This is a genomic window from Oligoflexus sp., assembly GCF_035638955.1.
In the GTDB taxonomy this organism is placed as follows: Bacteria; Bdellovibrionota_B; Oligoflexia; order Oligoflexales; family Oligoflexaceae; genus Oligoflexus.
In genome coordinates this window covers 1-14884 of record NZ_DASQYZ010000003.1, presented here as the reverse complement: position 1 = coordinate 14884, position 14884 = coordinate 1, and the positions used below count along the sequence as shown (strand labels likewise).

The 14884-nt window shown below is 48.6% G+C and carries 13 protein-coding genes; 6 read left to right on the top strand and 7 right to left on the bottom strand.

All coding sequences use genetic code 11. The features are described from left to right. Positions 1 to 770: 770 nt before the first annotated feature. The 3 genes from VE954_RS00130 to VE954_RS00120 form a co-directional block, all read right to left on the bottom strand. Positions 771 to 1913, bottom strand: a complete 1143-nt coding sequence (locus VE954_RS00130; protein ID WP_324948374.1) for a sensor histidine kinase — start codon at positions 1911 to 1913, stop codon at positions 771 to 773. Between the two features lie 96 nt (positions 1914 to 2009). Continuing rightward, positions 2010 to 2450 carry a hypothetical protein gene (locus tag VE954_RS00125; RefSeq protein ID WP_324948372.1) on the bottom strand — a complete coding sequence of 147 codons (441 nt, stop codon included), beginning with the start codon at positions 2448 to 2450 and terminating at the stop codon, positions 2010 to 2012. A 679-nt stretch (positions 2451 to 3129) separates the two neighbouring features. Continuing rightward, positions 3130 to 3588 (bottom strand): hypothetical protein, encoded by a 459-nt coding sequence (locus tag VE954_RS00120; protein ID WP_324948370.1) that lies wholly within the window; start codon positions 3586 to 3588, stop codon positions 3130 to 3132. Positions 3589 to 4017: 429 nt separating this feature from the next. Between VE954_RS00120 and VE954_RS00115 the strand changes: the two genes are divergently transcribed. Next, positions 4018 to 4317 (top strand): RNA-binding protein, encoded by a 300-nt coding sequence (locus VE954_RS00115; RefSeq protein WP_324948368.1) that lies wholly within the window; start codon positions 4018 to 4020, stop codon positions 4315 to 4317. A 123-nt stretch (positions 4318 to 4440) separates the two neighbouring features. Continuing rightward, positions 4441 to 4683 carry a hypothetical protein gene (locus VE954_RS00110; protein WP_324948366.1) on the top strand — a complete coding sequence of 81 codons (243 nt, stop codon included), beginning with the start codon at positions 4441 to 4443 and terminating at the stop codon, positions 4681 to 4683. A 615-nt stretch (positions 4684 to 5298) separates the two neighbouring features. On the opposite strand, the gene VE954_RS00105 is transcribed toward VE954_RS00110, so the two are convergent. After that, positions 5299 to 5739 (bottom strand): response regulator, encoded by a 441-nt coding sequence (locus tag VE954_RS00105; RefSeq protein WP_324948376.1) that lies wholly within the window; start codon positions 5737 to 5739, stop codon positions 5299 to 5301. Positions 5740 to 5914: 175 nt separating this feature from the next. On the opposite strand from VE954_RS00105, the gene VE954_RS00100 reads away from it, so the two are divergent. The 3 genes from VE954_RS00100 to VE954_RS00090 all read left to right on the top strand — a co-directional run bounded on the left by VE954_RS00100 (position 5915) and on the right by VE954_RS00090 (position 9825). Beyond that, positions 5915 to 6454, top strand: a complete 540-nt coding sequence (locus VE954_RS00100; protein WP_324948364.1) for a response regulator — start codon at positions 5915 to 5917, stop codon at positions 6452 to 6454. Positions 6455 to 6985: 531 nt separating this feature from the next. After that, on the top strand, positions 6986 to 8707 hold the full coding sequence (locus tag VE954_RS00095; RefSeq protein WP_324948362.1) for an ATP-binding protein: 1722 nt from the start codon (positions 6986 to 6988) through the stop codon (positions 8705 to 8707). Positions 8708 to 8910: 203 nt separating this feature from the next. Beyond that, a complete protein-coding gene (locus tag VE954_RS00090) occupies positions 8911 to 9825 on the top strand; it encodes a diguanylate cyclase (protein WP_324948360.1) in 915 nt (304 codons plus the stop codon). Between the two features lie 211 nt (positions 9826 to 10036). Here VE954_RS00090 and VE954_RS00085 read toward each other — a convergent pair whose 3' ends face one another. Beyond that, positions 10037 to 10426, bottom strand: a complete 390-nt coding sequence (locus tag VE954_RS00085; protein ID WP_324948358.1) for a hypothetical protein — start codon at positions 10424 to 10426, stop codon at positions 10037 to 10039. Between the two features lie 25 nt (positions 10427 to 10451). On the opposite strand from VE954_RS00085, the gene VE954_RS00080 reads away from it, so the two are divergent. Further along, entirely contained in the window at positions 10452 to 11858 is a 1407-nt protein-coding gene (locus VE954_RS00080) for an ATP-binding protein (protein WP_324948356.1), read from the top strand. A gap of 210 nt (positions 11859 to 12068) precedes the next feature. Here the strand turns inward: VE954_RS00080 and VE954_RS00075 are convergent, their stop codons facing one another. After that, entirely contained in the window at positions 12069 to 14585 is a 2517-nt protein-coding gene (locus VE954_RS00075) for a response regulator (RefSeq protein ID WP_324948354.1), read from the bottom strand. After that, a partial coding sequence (locus tag VE954_RS00070) for a CheB methylesterase domain-containing protein (protein ID WP_324948352.1) occupies positions 14575 to 14884 on the bottom strand: 310 nt, incomplete at its 5' end. The genes VE954_RS00075 and VE954_RS00070, both read right to left, overlap by 11 nt.

Below are 14884 nucleotides of genomic sequence, written 5' to 3'. Positions count from 1 at the left end.
CCCGAGAAAACTGCCCCCCTCATCATTGAATTCGCCGGCCGGCATGGTCGCAGCCCCCTTCTTCGTTATCGTTGCCAAATTTGATCCTCCGTCTGGAAAAAGTGTCCTGTTATAGCAATCATCAGAGAAATTTCAATATTTATAGACAAATATAGAGTTTCTAAAGGCAGTTGCGACCAATTGCGACCAGCCGCACAAATTGCTGCTTCATCCCACCTACTGTGTGCCACGTTGACTAAGTCGCTTTTCTTACGCTTACACAGGTTTCAATTGATACTCGCGATACGTTGCCTAAAAGCTGACCAGCGACCCCGTAGTCTCCACTCGGCGCGTCACACTTTATTTTCCCTACGCCAGGGTAGAGACTCCTGTAGCATACTTAAAGCGTGGCGGCTGACCAGGGCTAGAGTAGAAGACGATAGTTCATACTCAGTCAAGGCCCGGCCTCGTATCCGCTCGAATATACCCAGTTCAACCCGCTCCTGAAAGTAATCGTGAACCGTGCTGCTGTTTTCGAAAACCACTGACACCCTGTTCGCATCTTCTAATTTATGGCCTCAGCCACAGGCTTCAAATTTTGCTGTCTTGGTTGTCGGCCTTTTCGGGTTGTTCGGGCGCGGTCAGGAAGGAGTGATTCCAATCTAATACAAAGTTCATCAGGCACTCGATATCGGTCACAAATTTTTCTCAAGTCAACCCAGCGTCGACAACAGAGGATGCGGAAATCAAACATTTCTGCTTATGATTTCTGCAGGTTTTCGTATTGGACGTTAATATGAAGCATTCGGTTGCGCAGGTTTAGATGCAGGGTGACGAGGAAGCGTCACTGTAAATGTAGTACCTTCCTTCTCGGTCGAGGTCGCGTTGATAGTTCCACCGTGTGATATTACGATTTCGCTTGCAATGAAAAGCCCAAGTCCAAGCCCGCGACTATTTCTGTCAACACTTTGGGCCCCCGATCCGTGACGTGCCATAGGTGTAAAAATCGTTTTTAACGCGTTTTCAGGAATAGGCAAACCTTCGTTGTGGACTTGCAGTATGACCTCTTGTCCCTTCTCTCGGGCAACAAGTTTCACAGGCTTTGCTGACGATCCATACTGTAATGCATTCGCAACAAGGTTTGAGACCACTTGAGCAAGTCGATCGCTATCCCATTCTCCGTGAAGATCACCGATAGATTCGAATCGAAGTTGAAAATCCGGATGACTTGGTTGAAGCTCAGAAACTATTTGCCTGCAGACAGGCGTTAAATCCATTGGCTTTTGCGTTACGGGTATCCCGGCCCCCAGACGAGTGCGCGTCAGGTCCAAGAGGTCATTGACCATTCGATTCATACGTTCGGCAGCGCCAAGCATTAGATTCGCTATCTCTATAACGTCGTTGCTTTGTGGTTCCGCCAGGAGCGTCGCTCCCATGGTTATCGCGCCTATGGGGTTGCGCAGATCGTGACCAAGGATGGCTAGGAATTGTTCTCTGGTGTTATCAACCGTTTCTGAATAACGATTTATTGATGTAGCGAGTGCTTCGTCGATTGACTCGTTGAATCGGGTCACATCTCCCGTTTCATTTCCTTGTGTTTCGTCCCATTGTCGCAGAACGCTAGCACGCAAAGCACGGTACTCCGAAACAAGCTGCTTAAGGCTAAGCCCGGACTCCAAACGATCCGAGGCATGCTTTTGCCCAATCTGTGCGAGTTTTCCGTCCTCAGCCTGCCCTTTGGATTTCTCGGACTGCTCCAAGGCAGTCTGGGTCTTTCGAATGTCGTTAACCACCGCAATAAGAAGATCCCTGGCATGATCCTGAAGATCAGTCTCACTCATTCCTTCAGCCCAAGGTACCATGCTCCTGGCGAAATTTACCCACGCTTCAATGATACTCGTGTGGTTCGTTTGAATGAATTCAGCGAGTCGCATGGTGAGCCTGCCTTTCTTCCGTCAGCCTGTCGATATTCGTTTACGAGGCGTTAGCCAAGACTAAGCACGATTTCAATGCAGTATATCCATAGCAAATTAGCCTAACAACAACGAATTCTGGCATGGAAAGAGCAAGAAAAAACTATGGAGATTTATCTTCGAGCCTCCCACGACTCCAGCGTTAAATATCATGTCGCGGAATTTTGAAGCATTGAGGCGCGCTCTCATGTCGATTTCATCCCATATGAAGATGTCGGCACGATTGCTGACCATCTGCTGCATGCCTTGGTTCATATTGTAGAGCGGTTGGAGCTTGCTTGGACTCGTATAATGCGAGGCTCTTTCTCGCATGTATTCGCTGCCGTTTTGGTAATCGATACGGTACTGCTTTCCTTTCAAACTTTCCCATCCATCCACCTTGATATCCCGTCGCGCGGTGAAGGCGATAAATCTTACAGTCATCACCGATTCTTCAACACGTATAAGATTTGGATATCGAGTGTTATGGGTTGATTTTCGAATGGGTTCGCCGTCCAAAATGCCTCTGTTGGCCTCATACTTCCTCTCAGCTGAGGTGCGATATGGAGCTCAAAGTTGTAACCTAGACGGCGAAATGCCTCTTTGTAGATGAGCTGGAGAAATTTGCAACGAGGCGACTCATCAGGAGTGATATAAACAGACATAGTAATGGTTTTGGTTTCAGCAGTGCAGGGACTGGTGTTCAACAAGCAGCAGGTAGTAAGAAAAAAAAGACCGACAAATTTCTTTAGCATTTTATCGTCTTCCTATAAATAAATTTAACAGTATTCCTCTGAACCGACCCTGACAGATTTTTTTAATCTCAGCTTTCTCAGTACAATCAAGCTGAAAGCTTTGGAACCGCCCTAGCTTTATGACTGAGGTCCTGCTAGGTTTCCCCAATAGATATCTTTTGACACAGCAAGTTTGGAGCCGAGAGCCTTGGGTATAGGTTTAGTTGGTTCTGCAAGGTCGGGCTCCTGCGCTGGAAGTTCTTTCTATTGGTGCTTCCAATCTCGCTGCAGGAGCTTATTTTTTCAATATTTCAAGTCTGCGCATGGGTGTGAATCAGTATTTTGAGGGCTTTTGCCAGGTTCAGCTACTCAAACTCTTTCCATCTGTGGCGTCCAACATCTAGATCCAAATTTGCTGCAATTGCTGAGTAAATAGCATCCACTGAACAGGTCGATTCCGTTGATCACTTAGCTGATTCGTCCTTCTTCAACAGGACTTTGCTGATCCCGGCCTCGGCCTCGATTTCACGTCTTAGCTTTTCGTAGTCGCGGCCCTGCTCTTCGACAATTGAGCGACGGGACGCGACACCCGACGAGAGCCGAACTTCGTCAGCCTTGACAACTTTGAGGGGGTCTATGCTCTGCATCGAAGGGCCGATCCATTCGGTTGAAAGGTAGATCTGCCGTTTGAAAAGGTCGTCGAATCCTGGTGCCTCTAGCATTCCAAGGGCAACTGCCTCTTCAATGATCCATTCGTAGATCGGCTGGCAGAATGTACGAACGAGCCACGCGCGGCGAAGTTTGAAGAACTTCCAGGCTTCAAGGAGTGCTGCCCGCGAAGCGGAGTAGGATGACTGGAAGTGCTGAACCAGGACTTCATAGGGAAGTCCGATCGCGATCTCTAGAGAATGCGCAGTCCCCAAAAAAATATTATCGAAGGCGTCTCTTTTACTCCCTACAAGGTTTATTCAAGTTATGAAAGGTTACTAAAAATTTTTCGTTACATTCGATGCAATTAAATTTTTGGTAAGAATGCGCAGGCTTCTCGGTTGTAAAAAATGTCTTGCAACCCGCACAACTGAAGCCCCAACTTTCTGTCTCTCTATCTTCAATGTCTGCAAATACACGTCGCATCGCTCTCGAAGTCGGCACAATGAATTCCATGGTCGAGCTGCGTTCTATAAGCACCACGTCACAGCCATCCGGCTTGGTCCTTAAGTCGTCCAGATATCGCCTATCTATTCGTGTGTAGGCGTGTTAATGTTCTCTCATCGCATTCCTGCGCTTCTATCGAGCCTGTAAGTAATTCTGCTTGTTTCTCTTTAGCCGCCGATGCACTCTGGAGGCCCCCTATGGGCAACAAATTATATGTTGGCAATCTCGCTTATTCTGTCACAGATCAAACGCTGCTGGATGCGTTCAATCAATACGGAGAAGTCGGATCTGCCAAGGTCATAATGGACCATGAATCAGGCCGTAGCAAGGGCTTCGGCTTTGTCGAAATGGTTGATTCCCAAGACGTGGCTATGGCTATGGATAAGCTGAACGGCAGAAATTACGATGGTCGCCCCATGACAGTCAATGAAGCAAGACCTTCCGTACCGCGCAGCAGTAGCGGTTATGGCTCTGGCCGGAATGGTCAGGGTTATTGATTCCTGCCTATATTTGGAAGCCCAACTTTCAAAGTTGAGTTTCCGCAATTAAAGATAAGATGCTTCAAGGCGTCTTTTTTTCTGCCCATTCGTGGTCGACACAAACATCATAAGGACATTCCAATGGTTGATCTTGCTGCTGACAGGCGCATTGCGGATTTCATGGATAAATGGCGGCGGGTTTTTAAAATCGATGCCGAACTTCTGGAAAAAAATCAGACGACAGAAAGCTTTTTCAATGAAGCCGAACTTCTAAAAACGTTTCTGAGTGAGAGGGGCGGTAGCCGTGGCCTTTCCTATGCCCTGCGAGTCATGGCCCATATTCCTGGGCTGACGCATGGCCTCAAGAAGGTGTTTACCAACTAGCGACATGCAGGCTGATTCTGGGGCATAATTCCATGCCTCTGATAACCAACATCAACGCCCGAAGCCGCATCAATCAATAGCGATATATCCTGCTACCGGGGCGAGCTCAAGGGCGACATCTACCATTTATCCTTTGAAGGCAATGCTGCCCAGTCCGTCTTCGACTTCCTCTCCCAACCATCAGTCAAAAAGTTCGTTAGCGAGGTCTCGGAAAAACGAGAAGGTCTTGCTATCACATGCGCGAAAGAAGGAGAAATTTACTTCTGCTCCCAGCAGTTCGACATTGAAGGAGGAGGACCTACAAGCCCGGGCATTGTCCCAGAAGTAAAAAGCCTCCCTGCAATATTGCTCAGATATTCCGGCATCTCCTCGACTTGGACACCTTTCCGCACGCACCCCACCCTGGCCGCTCTTATGGCTGGAGTACGCCGGACGTTTGATCGAGGAGGCGGAGAGGCAAGAGCAGAGCAGAGCAGAGCAGAGCAGGGAATGCACACGAGGATGGGAAAAAGTAACGTATTGCGCATTATTTGTCCTTTACTACCAAGCTTTATAAGCAATCGATAATTAAGTTTGCGCAACAATTTTCTCCAGGTCCAGACGACTGGCGATTTCTCAAGTCTGAGCTGTTTGCTGATTTAGACGTGCAAGAGCAGCAACTTTATTTCTGACGATAGTGGCTTCAAGGGGCTTGCAAAGGCACTCAACAATTCCAAAAGAGTCGGCTTCGTCGATCTCATCAGGCTCAGCAGTAAGGAGAATGATCGGTGTTTTCTGCGCGTTAGGATGTTTCCTAGCTCTGCGCGCGAACTCGAACCCATCCATAATAGGCATTCGTATATCACTTAGAATTACTACAAACTCGCGGTTTTCGATATGGCAAAGTGCTTCAAACCCGGAGCTTGCTAGTACCAATTCATAGGAAGGGTCATTCAGAATGGCTTCAATAGCGATGAGGTTAGGATAATGGTCATCAAGTATTAAGATTGGTGCTTTGGCTTCCTCTTGAGGATTCAAGCGACGCAAGGCTGCGGTTGAGCTTTCAGTCCGGTTCATTCTTTCCACGTCCATTATCCTGGCCAATTGAGCCGATGTGCTGGTAGGCGGCAATCCGAATTACTTCTATTGATGGATTTACAGAGTTCTAAGCGAAGGAATAAAATTTGCAGCAGACCTGGGTTTGACAGATGGACTCACTGTAAGCAGTGGCTCATGAGAGGGACAGGAAAAAATGCACACTAACTCTAACGAAATGACTGCAGGTCGGGAAACAATGAATCCAGACCCGAGAATGCAGAATCGCGCTCCACCTGCCGACGCCCTTAAAGGACTAAGGCTCCTAATAGTCGATGACCAGGACGACATGCGCTATCTTTTACTTAGGGTTTTAAAGCGATATGGCGCGGAGGTTAAAGAGGCTAATTCCGTTCAGAGCGCCCTGGTTATGCTCGCTTCCTTCGACCCTAATGTCATCATCAGCGACATCTCCATGCCTGCAGAAACAGGATACGATTTTGTACGGAAACTCAGAAAGAATATAGAGGCTGATAAAAGCAAAGAAGAAAAGATACCTGCAATCGCACTGACCTCACATTCGGACCCAATTGATAAGAAGAAGGCCCTTGATGAAGGATTTCAAGTACATATAGCAAAGCCGGTCAATTACCAACAACTGGTCGAGATTGTATCTGTTCTGGCCACGCTTGACGGTGATGCAGTCGAGCACGGCGTGGACCCGAGTCAACTTCCACCCGTGCCTCTGAAACACTAAGATTTGCTTCCCCATAGAGGAGCATGTTTGAAATTTAGGGGCCTTCCAGCTGATCCATATAGGAGCATTCTGACCTGCTATCCATGCCTAAAACCAGATGGGAACTACTTGAACTCGACCATGCGGTTACTGATGACATCATGCTGCTGTAGGTTGCATCCGTTAATTTTCAGAGCTGGAGAAAAGCTTGACCATCGAACGACTTTCTTGGTGATACCCAGAAGTCCCAGATGATCGCACAAGTTATGGAAATCAAACTCCTTCTATCTAAAACTACTCCAAAATAGTCTCTGCTCGTTTCCTTTTCGGAAAGACTTGTCGTTCAATGCTCCGAGCAGCCTCTGAGTTTACCGATTTCAGTATCGCGGACACTTGTTGCCTTGGGCAGAAAGTTCCCGCCGCGCGAGTTCGGATGGATCCCCCACCGGAGCAATGCTAGTCGTCTGTGTCTCGGCCCTCAACGTCTGCAAATACACTACGCACATAGTTTCGCAGATATCCCGCTGTCGTCCCAAGCTCTTAATGAAGAGGATGAGCACCTGGATATGGGAAATTCATCCGATTAACTTACGTGCCAATCGCGACGATTTACAAGAGGCTTGGCACCGAATGCTCTACATCAGCATTAAGCAGAGAGGACAAGCTAGAGGGCTCCCGACGGTAAACGCCCTTCAGGTTGGCAATGCGGTGAAGTTCACTGATTTAGGCGATGTCACCCTTCGCGTCTCTGTCAGCGCCAGTGCAACTGAAAACTACTGCATTGTTGGATTCCAGGTCTCCGACACTGGAGTCGGTATACCTAATGAGCGGCTGTCCGAACTGTTTCAGCCCTTCAATCAACTCCATGCCGATACAACAAAGGGCGGGACAGGCCTAGGACTGTCCATCTCCAAGCGTCTGGTCAACCTGATGAAGGGCGAAATCAGTGTTCGAAGCGAATTAGGAAAAGGCTCTGATTTTCGGTTCGACATTCCCTTCGATTCCTCGGCCCCCCATACTCCAGAGCCAGAACTTTCCCCTGTATGTACAGTCCAGCTCATAAGCTTATCGCCTCACCGAAACTCAATTTTATGCAGAGAGCTGCGGTCCCCTGGTATCGATGTTGAGGCCAATCCAGCTGTGAATACCGTTATAATTGATCTTTCTTCGGAGTCTTCTTCCGGTCAAAAAGAACTCCTGGCATCTCGAGATGAATGTCTCAGGAAAGGTCATTCCGTCATCCAGCTTTGTTTTATAAATGACCCAACCTTGGACGAAATGAGGCATTCGCGGTTATGGACTCTCAATGTCCCCGTTTACTTGGGCGATGTGGTTTCTTTGGTCCAACGGATTCGAGACGAGGTGAAGGCTTTTGCCCATGATGTTCCCAATTTCCCACCTCGAGAAAACTTGAGAGAGATGCCGCTGTATCAGGCTTGTTTTAGCGGTAGAATTCTTATTGCCGAGGATAATGCTGTGAATCAGCAGGTCGCTGTACGCTTCCTGCATCATTTGGGAGCTAAGACCGAATGTGTGAAAAACGGTCAACAGGCTGTCGAAGCATTCAATGACCGCGAATTTTCTGCAATACTTATGGATTATCGAATGCCCGTGCTTGACGGCATTCAGGCAACGATGATGATACGGGCTTTGGAAGGAGGAAAAACGAGAGTCCCCATCATTGCACTTACAGCAAATGCTCAAGAAGCTGACCGCGATGCCTGTATTGCAGCTGGAATGGATGGCTTTTTGACCAAACCATTGAGAATTGCTGAGCTGCAGACCGAGCTAGCGCGCGTGCTGCCTATGAACTTCAATCCGTCTCATGATATCAAACAGCTAAACTCATCGGACGAAGAACTTTTAGACGATGAAGTTATTCAAGATCTGCTGATGATAGGTGAGAAGGATAATGATCCAGACTTTCCGTTCGAGCTTTTCTCTCTTTATTTGGACATTTCAGCCAGCCGTCTCAAAGATATTAGGCACTCTTTTCTAATACGCGACCTGGAGTCGCTGAAGTCCCACACACACTCCCTCAAGGGATCAAGCGCAAACATTGGCGCCTTGCGCCTTACCGAATGCTGCCGAACCGTAGAACAGTTGGGTTTCAGTGATATCAGATCCACGGAGGTTGCTCTGGACGACATGGAGCGAATCTATAATGAGACTGTGGCAAAGTTGATGCAAGTCATTCCCTCGTTGCCAGACTGGATCGCATCAAAGCATAAGCCCGCCGCTGCAGACATTCATAAGAACGGAGACACGGATTAACTGCATTAACGCTTCAAGGCCCCTAGGAAAGCGCTTTCGTTCGAGTTTTTCCCCGTATGCTTTCACTCACTACCCCTTTTTCGAATGACCTATCCTTACTAAACCGTAATGTCCCTCGGTTTCGTTACGAAAAAATAAGAAACTAAACTATTCCTTAGGCGGGTTTGTTCCGACGAGTTGTCATGGATACTGAGGAAACTACCTTGCAGATATCGACGCCGGCCCCGAAAACCATACTGGTCGTGGAAGACAACGCGGTTCAATCCCTGGTGATTGAATCGATTCTTCGCCAGGAAGGTTTTGAAGTCCTAAAAGCCGGCAGCGGTTGCGAGGGACTAAAGATAGCTCATGATTCCCGACCCGACGTCGTCCTCCTCGATTGGGAACTGCCTGATAGTTCGGCACCGGAGCTCATTGGCCAATTTTTAAGTGACCCCCAGAATCGTTTCCTACCCATCATTGTTCTGACAGGGCACAACGAAGTCGAAAAATTGGAGATCGCGCTGGGCAAAGGTGCCTCCGATTTTATCACCAAGCCTGCGCGTAAAGTCGAATTGCTCGCTCGTATCAAGTCTTCGCTGCGTGTTCGTGACCTGCAGGAGCAACTGAACGAGCTGAGCATCCGTGATCCTCTCACGCGACTTTACAATCGCCGTTTCCTTGATGATCATATGCCGCTTGAGTTTGAGACCTGTCGACGTTACGGTCGTGCCTTGTGCTGCGGTCTGATCGACATCGATTTCTTTAAGAAGATTAATGACACTTATGGGCATCCGATAGGCGACCGAGTGATAAAACAGCTGGCGACATTGCTGCTGTCCAATCTGAGAAAAGTCGATATTGCAGCCCGTTACGGTGGCGAGGAATTCCTCGTTCTTTTGCCAGAAACCAAATTGGAGCCCGCCGTAGAATGCTTCAACCGCTTGCTGGATAAGGCTCGCCAGCTCGAATGGGGTGAGCCGGGCAATACCTTCAAAGTGACCTTCTCGACCGGTGTCGCATCCACCCTCGAACACCAATGTGAATCCGCCCAACAGCTGATTGATTACGCTGATCTTGGTCTCTATGAGGCTAAAAAGAGCGGACGCAATCGCGTGGAAACCTACAAAAAGATTTGATCACAATTCGCGAACCTTGTCGGTCACACCGAGGTTCCCGGAAGTCAAAGGGCTCGACCAGTCGACCTTCCAGGCTGCCGCGGATACCCATGGATCCAGACCTGACGGAACAGGCATTGGGATCATCGGCGATCACAACGGCCTCGGCTTCGTCATCCTGCCAACCCTCAGAGCAGGAAGACCCAGGCCATTCAATTATGCGAAGGTTAACTTAATTCAATTGGTATACAATCGTTCCAAGCATGTTATTCTGGATCAAGGGGTTGTAAGCCTTGAACAAGTTCCATGAAGAAAAATCGAAATTCAGACAGCGAATCCTCCAGCAGCTATCCATGGCCTTGGGGATTTTGATGCTTTGTGGGTGCATTATCCTATATGCCTTTCCACCCTTCAATTCCCCAACAATCTTCATCACGCTCACCTGTGGCATCGGTTTCATCATCCTGGGTTTTTTCACCAAAAGCAGAATCCATTTTACTCCTTTTGTAGCCCATGGCTTTCTACTGATTTTTGCTTTGGCATCCACTGCGGCTGCGCTCGTCGGCAGGGGTTTCGCGGCGGAGATCCTCGCGGCACTGCTCCTATTGCCAGGCTTCAGCACCTTCCTGCTGGGGATGGGGGCTGGGATGGTTTATACATTTTTGACCTTGGTTCTCTATGTTGGAATCTTCCTGGTCGACTCCTATCAGATCGTCCACTATGCGGGATTTTCCATCGACGACTTGAATAAAAGCAAAATCATCGTGTACTGTGCAACGATTCTTGCGTCCTTGGCCATGGCCCTTGCCTTCGATCATAGCCGCCGCATCATGGAAAAGGGACTGATAGCCCTCAACGACTCACTCGAACACGAGAAATTGCGCGCCGAGCGATCCCTGGCCATAAAAACCAGTTTTTTGGCGAACATGTCCCATGAAATCCGAACACCGATGAACGGCATCCTGGGGATGACCAGTTTACTCCGTGGCTCGACATCCGACCCAACGCTCGTGGAAAAAATCGAGGTGATCGAGACCTCGGGCAAACTCCTGCTTGGCATCATCGACGATATCCTGGACTTTTCGAAACTCGAAGCGGGTCGGATGTCGATCGAGAGGATTCCCGTGCAGCTATCCCAGCTGGTCCGGGAAACCACGTCCCTCGTTCGATCCAAGGCTCATGACAATCGCATTACGATTGTCGAACGCATAAGTGATGATCTGCCGGCTTTTATCTACTGCGATCCTGTCCGCGTCAAGCAGGTGCTGATCAATCTCCTGGCGAATGCGATCAAATTCTCTGCCGACAGTTCCGTCGATGTAGAAGTGGTAACGCAGTCTCATGAGGGGGATCGGCTATGGGTCCAGCTTTCGGTCAAGGATCGAGGAATTGGCATCGACCGCGACTCGCAGGATGAACTCTTTAAAGCCTTTTCCCAGGCTGACCTCTCCACCACCAGGAAGTATGGTGGCACCGGGCTGGGCCTCGCGCTCTGCAAAAGATTCGTTGAACTCATGGGCGGGCGCATCTGGGTGGAAAGTGAAGTGGGGTGTGGTTCGACCTTCTTCTTCAACTTTCCAACCGAGAGGGTCGCCGCTGATATTCATGAATTGACAGCGGATTCCCTGCCCGCAGTCGCACCCGTGGTTTTTCCGATCCATATCCTTGTTGCCGATGACAATCAGATCAATCGGGTCGTCGCCGATGGCATTCTGAAGCGAATCGGATATCAAGCGGATTTCGCATTCACGGGAGCTCAGGCTCTGCAAGCCGCGAGCAGAAAAACCTACGATATCATTTTCATGGATTGTCATATGCCGGAGATGGATGGTTTCGAAGCCACCTTGCAGATACGAGAATTGCCATCCAGGCATCGGCCTTTTATCATTGCCTTGTCCGCAAGCGTTATGCAGGAAGAACGCGAGCGATGCATCCTGTCAGGCATGGATAAATTTCTGGCAAAACCATTGCAGGAAAAAGAGCTCAAAGCCGTCATCAAAGAATACGCCGCAGCTCATGATCTTCAGCCTATAGCCTACAAGATTGCCACCTGATCCAGGCCGGCACATAGCCCACGGTTTCTTCATTATCCCAGCAGCCCATGCACGTATCCGTGGATCCCCTTCACCAGATAAACCGTTCCGATCACAAGGATGACCCGTCGCGACCAGAGCTGAAAACCCTGGTCATTGACTGGGGGAAGGGAGAGGATGCGATTCGATCATATGCCGGAGATGGTGGTGACCAGGTTTCAACCACCAAGTTCAGGATGCCACATCTTCCCTCTTTTGTGCTTTCTGCTCAAGTCGATTTTTCACAGCAATAAAATGCAGCTTGAGTTCTTCCAGCAAGTCATGTGCTACCGCAGTGTTTTCCAGAGAATGAGTATTTTCCAATCCAGCGCAGATTTTAGAAAATTTAATTGCGCCTAGTCTAGCGCTACTGCTTTTTAAAGCTTGGGCTATAGATACGAGGTCTTGCAGTTTACCAGCTTTTATCGCGTCATGCATGGAATTGAGAGCCTGTGGCGTTGTCGCAATGAAATTCGAAACAAGCTCGGACACCAAACCACGTGATGCCCCGACGCCAACTTTTTCAAGTAAATGAAATTTCGCGTCGTCTAATGCCGTCATCTCATTCGCCGAATCAATTCTCACCTTTGCTGAAATGTCGGACAACACAGGGGGCTTAAGCCATTTTCCGATCGCTAATGCAAGCTTATCAATGCGGACTGGTTTCGAGATATAGTCATCCATTCCGGAGGCAAGGCAACGTTCTTTATCACCTAAGATTGCATTTGCTGTCATTGCGATGATCGGAATGGATGGACTGTTTATTGTATGGCCTCGTCGGATAATAGAAGTTGTCTCATAGCCATCCATTTCTGGCATCTGACAATCCATTAAAATCAAATCGAAATGCATCTCGCGCAACGAATTCAAAGCTTCGACGCCATTTGCTACGGCAACTGCCTTGTGGCCCATCCTTTCGAGCATGCCTAAAGCTACTTTTTGATTGATAAAGTTGTCTTCTGCGACGAGAATGCGTCCTGTTAAACCACGAGTCAAGGGGGCAAGTACTTCACTTTTGGTATTTCGTTTCGAAATGCTTTTTTGTAAAGGTATTGTAAACCAGAATACAGAGCCTTTGCCTTCAATACTGGAAACATTGATTTGGCCATGCATAAGCTCCACGAGTCGCTTGCATATAGAAAGGCCTAAGCCAGTGCCACCGAACTTTCGAGTGGTAGTGGCATCCGCTTGTGAAAATGGCATGAACATGCGACCAATTGCACTTTGAGGAATGCCGATTCCGGAGTCTTCCACCTCAAACTTAAACACTGTAGTGAGGTCATTCTCCTCTTCGATGCCGATGCGGAGTTGAATTCCCCCGGTCATAGTGAATTTTATCGCGTTGCTCAGCAAATTGAGGAGTATTTGTCTAAGGCGCCCTGGATCGCCGCCGAATAGTGTTGTAAGGCTATCCGGTTTTGAAATAATCAGCCTGAGTCCTTTTTTCGTGATGGAAAAATCCAAAGTTTTTCCAACGTCCATAATCAGTTGGTCCAAATCAAACTCAACAATCTCAAGTTCCAACTTGCCCGCCTCAACCTTCGAGAAATCAAGGATATCATTAATGACTGTCAACAAAGCTTCGGCGGATCTCTTGATATTTTCAACATAGTCAGCTTGCTGAGTATCAAGGCGAGTGTCCTCCAGGAGTGTTGTCATGCCTATGACGCCATTGATTGGAGTGCGGATTTCATGGCTCATATTGGCCAGAAACTGCGACTTTGCATCGGAGGCTTTAAAGGCAACTTCACGTGCCTTAACTAGCTCGTCGTTCGAAATCCGGAGTTCTTTTGCAGTTAGTTCGAGTTTTTCAACCAACGAGGCTCTTGCTTCTGCAACCTCCTGCTTGGCACGCGCCCGAAGTGTCTCTAACTCCTTATTTTTAAGCTCTTCAGTGATTCGCTTATTTTCATCCTGGAGAAACTTGCGACGGATGAGAGCACGTATGCGCGCCTTGAGAACTGCCAGATCGCTCGATTTCCCAACGAAGTCGTCGGCACCGGCAGCGAGTCCCCGAGTCATTTCATCTTTGTTCTCGTTTGCAGTCAGGAGAAGCATTACAATAGGATCAGCGGCGTGGCTTTGATAGTGAGTAATCCATTTGCAGACTTCGATACCGTCCATTCCCGGCATGACAAGATCGAGGACAATGCCATCGAAGATTTCATTCTTGAGAAGGTCCAGCGCCTCCTGACCACTTCCCGCCTGAAAAACCTGGTAGCCTTCATCGGTAAGGAGATTGACCAGATAAGCAAGGTAAGTAGGACTGTCGTCAACAGCAAGAATTTTGGCCTGACGCAAAGCAATGCCCTCGAGCCGACCTTCTTTTGGAAGGCGTTCACCCTTAAGGTAGAGCGCATTGAGCCGCATGACTAAGATTTCGGTATCTATGGGTTTAGATAAATAGATATCGGCTCCACTATCGATACTACTTACTTCAGATGTATTGACTGCAGTAAGCATGACAATAGGCAAACTGCGGGTGCTGATGTTTTGGCGAATCCGGCGACAGAGCTCATCTCCACGCATGCCAGGAAGGTGGTAGTCGATAATTACAGCATCAAATCTACTATCCATCAAAGCCTGAAAGGCCTTATCGCTATCAGCAGCGATGGTAACTTGAATCCCTTCGTTTTCAAGGGCGTACGCAAGTGCCAACGCCTGTGTCTCAGAATCTTCCACAACCAGGATTTTTTGCTCAGACGACATTGATGCCTCCTTGTTGTGGCGCGACTATCTGAGTCAAGCGCTCGGCGATGCCATCGATGGGAAGAGATTCACAGACCCCGCCCAGTCGAACAGCAGCCGCTGGCATTCCATAAACGACGCAAGTGGATTCATCTTCAGCGATAGTGTATCCACCGGCGTTGAAGATTTCCTTCATTCCCTCGGCTCCATCGTCACCCATTCCTGTCAGAAGGACCCCAAGACTGCGTGGTCCCAGGGTTCTGGCCATGGATTGAAAAAGGATTGTACCAGAGGGTCTTTGCATACTAATCAATCCACCG